Below are 8,123 nucleotides of genomic sequence, written 5' to 3'. Positions count from 1 at the left end.
TGTACTAACAGAATTAAATTTACATTCGCATTTTTCTTCGGACATTTTTCTAAACTCCTTAATTCTTTTTATGGTAATATATTCCATTTCTTTGTCTATTGAATATTGTCCGATATAAAAAATAGTGGCTTTATGCAATCATGAGGCAAAAAATTTCCGTGCAGATGTCTCTCTCAAGGTGGAAATATGTAGAGAGAATTGTAATTTTCATTCGCTCATCCTCTCAATATTTTCCCTATAGAAGTAGAGGGATTTTTGACAGCCGCAGCCGGAGTGGATACTCTCAACTCCCACGGATAAGCTCCCCTCTTTGATTGACAAGGAGCAGGAAACAGAACGAATTTCTATCTGAGAAATCAGTAGACTTCCGGCAAACTCTTCGGTATGCTTGAGATTATGGAGTAATCCGCAATCCTAATATTCCGTATCGGTTTGCCAACAAGAAGGAGGTATTTATGAAACAGGCAAACCAAAAATACACTATTTTATACGGCAGAATCAATCAGGAGGACAAGCGCGAAGGCGAATCCAATAGCATCCAGAACCAGCGGATGATGCTGGAGAAATACGCCGCCGACAACGGCTTTGAGAAATCAAGAGAAAAAGGAAAAATAAATAAATTGGTAGCTCTTTCCGAAAGTGTATAAAGATATAAGCTATGTGAAACTGACGAGATAACTACTTAAGGAGGAAGGGTGTGTGAGGTTGAGCAATATTAAAGATGAGAGGATGGCGTTTCTTGAGTTCGAAAATGCTCTATTGAAGAGTATTATTGACAATATAGATGAAGGAGTTTTTGTCATTAATGAAAAAGAGGAGATCATTTTATTTAATCGACGGTCTGAAGAAACAGACAAGTTGAAACGCGAAAATGTTCTGGGGAAAAATGAAAGGGAGGTTTATCCCAACCCTGACGACCACGATTTACTTTCATATGAAATGCAGGTAAAACTTGATCAAAAGCCGATTCGCCAACAAAACTTTAGTTTTGTTCGCCTTGATAGAAAAGAAATGAATTTAATTGTGGATATCTTTCCGTTTTATTATAAAGAGAGTCTTGCGGCAATCTACAGCATTGGCCGCCATGCTCGACAAATTGATAAACATATCATAAGAATAAAGGAAACCGGACAAGAAAATGGCGGGAAGGAGAAAGATCCCTTCGCCCTAATCTTGGGTGAAAGCAAAGCTTTGCGGGAGGTCATACAGAAAGCCCGCAAAGTTGCCCGCTATGACGGCGGCATATTGCTTAGAGGGGAAAGCGGGACGGGGAAAGAGTTGTTTGCCCGGGCGATTCATGATGAAAGCAGGCCGGATGGACCTTTTATCGCGATTAATTGTGCGGCTATACCCAAAAGCTTGATTGAAAGTGAGTTATTCGGCTACGAAGGTGGGTCGTTCACCGGCGCCGAACGCAGGGGCAGGGCGGGGAAAATAGAGCTCGCCGAGGGTGGCACCTTATTCTTGGATGAAATCGGCGATATGCCGTTAGACCTTCAGGCCGTACTCCTTCGCGTCCTGGAAGATAAAAAAGTCATGCATATTGGCGGCAGTAAATATATTCCTGTGGATTTTCGTGTGATTGCTGCGACCAATAAAGATTTATGGGAAATGGTTCTAAAAAAAGAATTCAGAGAAGATCTTTATTTCCGGCTGGCTGTCTTTAACCTGGCAATACCTCCTTTACACGCCCGGGGCAATGATATACTGAAATTGGTTGAGCATTTTATTGAAAAAAACTGCAAACGTTTCAATATTAATAGATATCCTCAACTTAGCCCCAAAGTGTCCGACGTGCTGCTGAAATATTCTTGGCCGGGCAATGTACGAGAACTGGAAAACGTGATTGCTTATTCATTAGCCATGACGAACGGCGATACCATCGAAATCAAGCATTTGCCGGATGAAATGAGATATACCAGTAATCTATTAAGGGAACAAAAAGCAAATTCGTGTATTAAAAGTTTAGAAGAACTTTCAAATATGGAGAAGATAGAAAAGAAAGCGATACAAGATGCGATGAGTAAGAATGGAAATAATATCAAAGATACAGCTAAAATGCTGGGGCTTGGGAAGTCAACGATTTATAGGAAAATCAAAAGATACGAAATAGAATTCTAAAAAGTTCACCTGCTTCAAATCACAAAGCTAAGAGATGCTATCCCATTTTTGGGACTCGTTCATTTTGGGAAAATCTCTTAGTTTTTTTTTGTTGTAACCACTATTAACGGGGTTTTAAAAGGTGGCATAATTTTTGCATAGTTAATACTTCGTTAGTAATATCCGTAATAAATAAAAAAGGAGGTCAAAAAATTGAGTAAAGAGAAAGTTCTGAAAAAACTAAAAACCCAGCATGAAGACGAAAAAATATTCTACACCACCTGTTATCAAAATGGTTGCTGGGACGCGGCCTGCGTTCTCCGCTGCCATGTGAAAGACAACGTTCTAACCGCGGTGGAGCCCGAGACCATCAACAAGGGCATCGGACGAGAAGACAACATCGGTGACGAAGCTGTCCGGGCAGGGATGATGCAAACCCGGCCCTGCGTAATGAGCCATTCCTGGAGAAAAGAGATTGAAGCTCCCACCAGAATTATTTATCCCATGAAAAGGGTGGGCCCCAAAGGCTATGGCGGTGGTCATCTGGAGAGAATTTCCTGGGATGAAGCCCTGGATACCATTGCAGCCAAGATCCGAGAAGTCATCGACCTTTACGGCCCTTACAGTATTTTTCACAAAGACACATTCTGGAAAAGAAACTTTTTCTCTTTGGCTCCTTATCTGAAAGCCGGTGTTGCTGCGTGGGGAGACGATTCCTGCCCGGCCCAGACGGCCGCAGAATATCACCACTTTGGCTATGATATCGGGGCAATGTTCGGTGAAGGACGAGATATTGGCACTACCGGTTACGAAGCGCCTGATCTGCTTAATTCCAACCTCATCGTTCTTTGGGGTATGGATCCCCTGGTCAGCTGGTACGGACCGTCTTCTTATTATATGAAGCTGGCCAGGGAAAAAGGAATCCCCATTATTCTCATTGATCCGCGTTATACGACTAGTGCCCAAGTGCTGGCCGACCAATGGATCCCAATCAGACCCGGGACCGACTTGGCCATGATGTTAGCCGTTGCTTATGTTTTGTATGAAGAAGATCTGTATGATCACGATTACGTAGCACAGCATGTGGAGCCTGAAGGCTTTGCCAAGTTCCGTAATTACGTCATGGGCGGAGAAGACCAGCAAGCAAAATCACCGGAGTGGGCCGAAACGATTTGTACAGTCCCTGCGGAGACCATCCGGGAATTTGCCCGGCTCTATGCTAGAAGCAAACCGGTTCATCTTCAGTATCAGTATGGCCCCTCCAAGAGACATTTGGGGGAATATTCCGCTTCAGCAGCCATACTTTTACAAGCGATGACCGGCAATACAACAATACCCGGAGGCTGTGAAGGGGGCCTCTGTCTTTGGACGCCTACCAGGATACCTGCTCCGGAACCCGATTATCAAAAGGCCCCAGAGGAATATGTATCTCCGGTTTGTCTTAACTTTAATAAAATGGATGAGGCCATTATTTTACGTGAAGACTATAACCATGGCAAAATCACGGAAACCGAATACCGCCGGGCCATCGGTTCCCCACCGGACAGCCCGCTTCCCAATATCCAGATGGTGATTTCCGTAAACAACTTTATGAATAATTTGCACGATACCAATAAACGCATCAAGGCGATGACCAAGCTGCACTTCTCCTGGGGATTTCTGTGGCATCACAATCAGCCTACAGTAGAGGCGATGGATATTGTGCTTCCGGCGCCGGTTTACATGTTTGAATCCACCGATGACTTTCTTTTGGGTTCGAACCGCTTCATGCAAAGTCCCGGGGGTATGCACAACTATTTCGTCTATTGTCAGAAAGTCGTCAATCCTCCCGGTGAGGTTCGCCCGATAGCATGGGTTTATACCCAGCTTGCCAACAGGTTAGGAATTGGAGATAAATATAACCCCTTGCTGAAGGATGTTTCCTGGGATAAATGGGATGAAGCGGTGGACGACCTCTACCGGAAAGGCTATGAAAAGTGGGCCAAAGATGAAGACGGTTGGTTAGCTATGCTGGGAATCAATCCGCTGCCCTGGGAAGAATTCTTGAAAGACCCCGTTGTTCGTGTCCCGATCGACGAACCGGCATACGCCTTTAAAGGTAAGGTCGAAATTGGCGAGAATCCGTTTGCATATACGCCATCGGGTAAAATCGAATTCTCTTCCAAGCTTTTGGAAACCACTGATTGCCGCAACACGGAATTTGGCGGCCGCATGGATCCCATACCACGCTGGGAGCCTAGCTATATGGACGAACCATCCAGTGACAGCTTTTATCATCCGAAAACCAAAGAATATCCGTTGTCAATGATCACGGCAATTTCCATGTTCAGACAGCAATCCTGCAACGCCAATAACCCCTTGCTGCGGGACTGCTACGACCATGCCGTCTGGATGAACCCGGCTGACGCTAAGACCAGAAAGATCGAGTCTGATGACCTGGTATGGATTCACAACGAATTGGGCGAACTGGTCATGCCGGTCTATATCACTTCCAAAATGATGCCGGGTACGGTGGCCATTTATCATGGTGCCTGGTATAAACCCAGCGACGTCAAAACTGAGACCATGCCGCATGGTATTGACACGGGAGGCAACACCAATTTCTTAATCCCGGATGTGCATCTGCCCCATGCTGTGGGGATTAACATTAAGCATGGCCTGGTGGAAATCAAGAAATTCGGGAAATTCGGAGGTGGAAGATGATGATAAAGTACGCTTTTTTCTTTGATCAAAGCCGCTGCTATTCCTGTCATGCCTGCAGCGTCGCCTGCAAGGAATGGAACGGTATTGAACCCGGACCAGAGAAATGGATGACGGTTTATGAATGGGAAGATGGCAGCTATCCCGATTTAAAGGTGCATAGCCTGGCCTTTCCCTGCGGCCATTGCCAAAATCCGGTCTGCATCCAAGCCTGCCCTAATAGAGCCATTTTCAAAGAAGAAAAATACGGTGCGGTGTTAGTCGATGACGAAAAATGTCAAGGATGCCGCCAATGCCTCAAGGCCTGTCCCTATGGTGCCCCCAAATTCGCCGATGACGCCCCCGGGACTAAAATGAGCAAATGCACAATGTGCTTCGACCGTCTGGAAAAGGGGGAAATCCCTATTTGTGTGGCCTCTTGCCCTCTGCGGGCCTTCGATTTTGGAACGTTAGAAGAAATGCAAAACAAGTACGGCACTCTCCGGCAGCTCGAAGGAATGCCTGATCCTGAAATAACCAAGCCTAATTTCATTGTTAAGGAGGCCGCGCCGAAAAAAGAGCTGATTGCTTATGACAAAGAAAAAGCCCTTAAATTAATGCAGCAAAGAGGGGACTTGGGAACCATATTTGAGCAGATGGAGGATGTAACGGAAGTGGATAAGAAACAAATTTCCAGAAGCGAGCTGAAGATGAAACATGAAAGTACGCGTGCTCTGCTTTCGGAAACACGCAACAATGCCGGTTAAATATCATGCCTGCCTGTTCAGAGGCTGACATGATCAAAGGATAAGGTCAAGATAAATGAAAGATAAATGAAAGAAAAGGGAAAGAGAGATTCAGATGTTCCTGAAGCCCTCTTTCCGAAACGAGAGTTGAATTTTAGCCGGTCTAAGCAGGCAAATCGAAGAAATGTTCTTAATGCGGTAAACCTTTATACGGTATGAATTCAGTATAGGGCCGCTCATAGCGCGAGATGCAATACCGGATTAAAGGCGGAATTCAAAAAATGAAAGAAGGAAGAAAGATGAATGGAAAGAAAGCTTGGACTATAACCATAGTTGCAGTTTTATGCTTTATGGTAAACTCCACCAGTGAACAAAGAGTTCCCCCCCTCCTACCGGTCTTAACGGATCAACTTGGACTAAATCTCGTGCAGGGAGGCTGGCTGATGTCGGCTTACGGCATTGCCTCCTGCTTAATCTCCGTACCGGCCGCTTACTTCCTGATGAAATTAAGGCCAAAGCTTTCTATGGCTGTAGCCATAAGCAGTACGGCTATAGGCGCTATCATTGGTACCTTTAGTGAAAACTACCCTGTCCTGCTAGTGGGGCGTGTTCTGGACGGCCTCGGAACAGGGTTTATTGCCGTAGTTGTCGCTTCCATCATTGCTGAATGGTTCACACCGGATAAACGCGGACTTCCTAATGCCGTTATGTTAGGCAGTTATCCGGTAGCTTGTCTGACCATGCTGAATATAGCCGCCCCTCTGGAAAGCCGCTTTAGCTGGCATGGAATTTGGGGATTGGGAATAATCCTCGGTTCGCTGGTCTTGCTGGCGGCTCTTTTCCTGATTCCTAATAACCAGCCCTATAGTGAAAGCTTCGCCGCCCAGCAAAATAGTGAAAACATCGCCGACCTGCAGAACAAGGAAAAAATCAAACTTAGTATCGTGCTAAAGGCCGCTCCCCTCTGGCTGGTGTTCATCGCCTTCAACTGCTTTGATATCGGCTTCTATGGTCTGACCACCTATATGCCGACGCTTATGGTCGATACTCTGGGGGCGCCCTTAGCCACAGCCAACGGAGTTGTGAGTCTGCTGATGGTCGTGATGATTCCCAGTTCCATTCTTTGCGGCTACCTCTTAGGCAAGGTGAAGAACCGGAGATTCCTCCCTGCTTTTGGCCTGGCCGGTCTGACCGTTGTCTTATATGGCTCTTTTAACAGCACCTCATTGCCCATGGCTATTGCTTTTATGCTGGCGGGCGGATTCTTTACTGCCTTCATACCGAGTTCCCTGTTTACGATCGGAGCCGAAACCATTGCCAATCCGGCCTACATCGGCATCTGTGTTGCCATTACTTCCTTTGGTCAGAATATGGGGGTTGCTGTCGGGCCTTTATATGTTGGGACTATCGTGGAAAGCTCTGGGAATGTATGGACTTCAGCGGCAATACCGTCGGCCATTGTCACCCTGATTGGCGCAGTCTGCTGCCTGTTGATAAAAACCAAAGACAATAAAGTTTACAACCAAGAATATTGGACCAAAGAAGTGTAAAAAAGAAGAGATCTAGGAAAAACATGACAAATTGCGCCAACTTGAAGGTATACCTGAACCCAACCATAGTGAAGCTTACTTTATCGTGAAATAAAATGTGCCGAAAAAAGTATTGGTCCTTTATGATAAAGAAAAAGCTCTTAAAATGGTGAAGAAAGAGGTAAGTTGGAGACCGTGTTTGAGCATTTTTGAAGATGTGACGGAAGTGGAAAAGAGAGAAATTAATAGAAGCAGGCTGAAAATGAAATAAGCCAGTACGAGCACTCTGCTTTCGAAAACACGCAGGGATATAGGTTAAACATCACCCTGGCTATTCGGGTGGCGGCATGATAACTTAAAGAAGAGAATGAAAGGAGAGATTGGGAAAGATGTGCTATAGACCGCCTCAAGCAGGCAAACCGAAAAAATGCCCTGAATGCGGGAAAATGAATCCACCAAAGGCTACCCATTGTGTGGAATGCAATACTGAATTAAAGGTGGAAGACAAGAAGCAATAAGTACAATCCTTAACGGGTAAAAAAGAGTAATGGAGCTGTCGCAAAACAATTTTTCGAAATCGTGGCGCGGCAGGTCCGCTTTTTCTCAGAAAGAAGAAACAGAGATGGAAACCGGGCCCAGACAGCCCTTGCGGCGGTGAAAAAGTGTATTGCCGTTTTGTCATTAGTTTTTTTCAGTGATCAGAAGCTATTCTTTGTTGTTTTCAACCCTTGTAACAAAAAAAATCTTTGGCCTATACCTATGGATTAACCTTTATTTTTTACGGACTGATTCATTGCTGGGCTTTCAGATAAACTGTCCTGGACTAGACATCTGTCCTTATTTCATTCGTTGAAATCGCAGGAAGTATTGGAAGGAATGGTTAATCCCACCGGGGTTATCACCGGATTATCGATAAGTACCGTAATATTCTTGTATATTGCCGTTTTTGTCTTTGAAAAAAAGATCTTCCTCTCTGATTTTCTAAATCAGTCTGAGGCAGTTGCTGCAATAAGCTTATGGCCGAGAGAATTAGGATGTATCTGGTCAGGACCTATAACCAACTGTTCTC

General features: G+C 45.1%; 6 protein-coding genes. All 6 read left to right on the top strand.

What is annotated here, in order from left to right:
- The first annotated feature begins 455 nt into the window (after window positions 1-455).
- Window positions 456-647: a hypothetical protein gene (locus NC238_01360; protein MCM1564603.1), complete on the top strand. Its 192-nt coding sequence runs from the start codon at window positions 456-458 to the stop codon at window positions 645-647.
- Window positions 648-699: 52 nt separating this feature from the next.
- Window positions 700-2,121 (top strand): sigma 54-interacting transcriptional regulator, encoded by a 1,422-nt coding sequence (locus NC238_01355; protein ID MCM1564602.1) that lies wholly within the window; start codon window positions 700-702, stop codon window positions 2,119-2,121.
- A 192-nt stretch (window positions 2,122-2,313) separates the two neighbouring features.
- Complete coding sequence (locus NC238_01350; protein ID MCM1564601.1) at window positions 2,314-4,803, top strand: molybdopterin-dependent oxidoreductase; 2,490 nt, start codon at window positions 2,314-2,316, stop codon at window positions 4,801-4,803.
- Complete coding sequence (locus tag NC238_01345; protein ID MCM1564600.1) at window positions 4,800-5,546, top strand: 4Fe-4S dicluster domain-containing protein; 747 nt, start codon at window positions 4,800-4,802, stop codon at window positions 5,544-5,546. The genes NC238_01350 and NC238_01345 overlap by 4 nt, the downstream gene beginning before the upstream one ends.
- A gap of 278 nt (window positions 5,547-5,824) precedes the next feature.
- On the top strand, window positions 5,825-7,075 hold the full coding sequence (locus NC238_01340) for an MFS transporter (protein MCM1564599.1): 1,251 nt from the start codon (window positions 5,825-5,827) through the stop codon (window positions 7,073-7,075).
- A gap of 855 nt (window positions 7,076-7,930) precedes the next feature.
- Window positions 7,931-8,123 (top strand): hypothetical protein (locus tag NC238_01335; protein MCM1564598.1); only part of this gene is annotated, 193 nt, incomplete at its 3' end.

Origin of the sequence: Dehalobacter sp., from assembly GCA_023667845.1 — a bacterium.
Taxonomy (GTDB): Bacteria; Bacillota; Desulfitobacteriia; order Desulfitobacteriales; family Syntrophobotulaceae; genus Dehalobacter.
This window is presented reverse-complemented; position numbering and strand designations above follow the sequence as displayed.

What these genes read in the sequence shown, in the direction of transcription:
- NC238_01360 (MCM1564603.1), top strand. Translation starts at nt 456, where the DNA reads ATGAAACAGGCAAACCAAAAATACACTATTTTATACGGCAGAATCAAT.
- NC238_01345 (MCM1564600.1), top strand. Translation starts at nt 4,800, where the DNA reads ATGATGATAAAGTACGCTTTTTTCTTTGATCAAAGCCGCTGCTATTCC.
- NC238_01340 (MCM1564599.1), top strand. Translation starts at nt 5,825, where the DNA reads ATGAATGGAAAGAAAGCTTGGACTATAACCATAGTTGCAGTTTTATGC.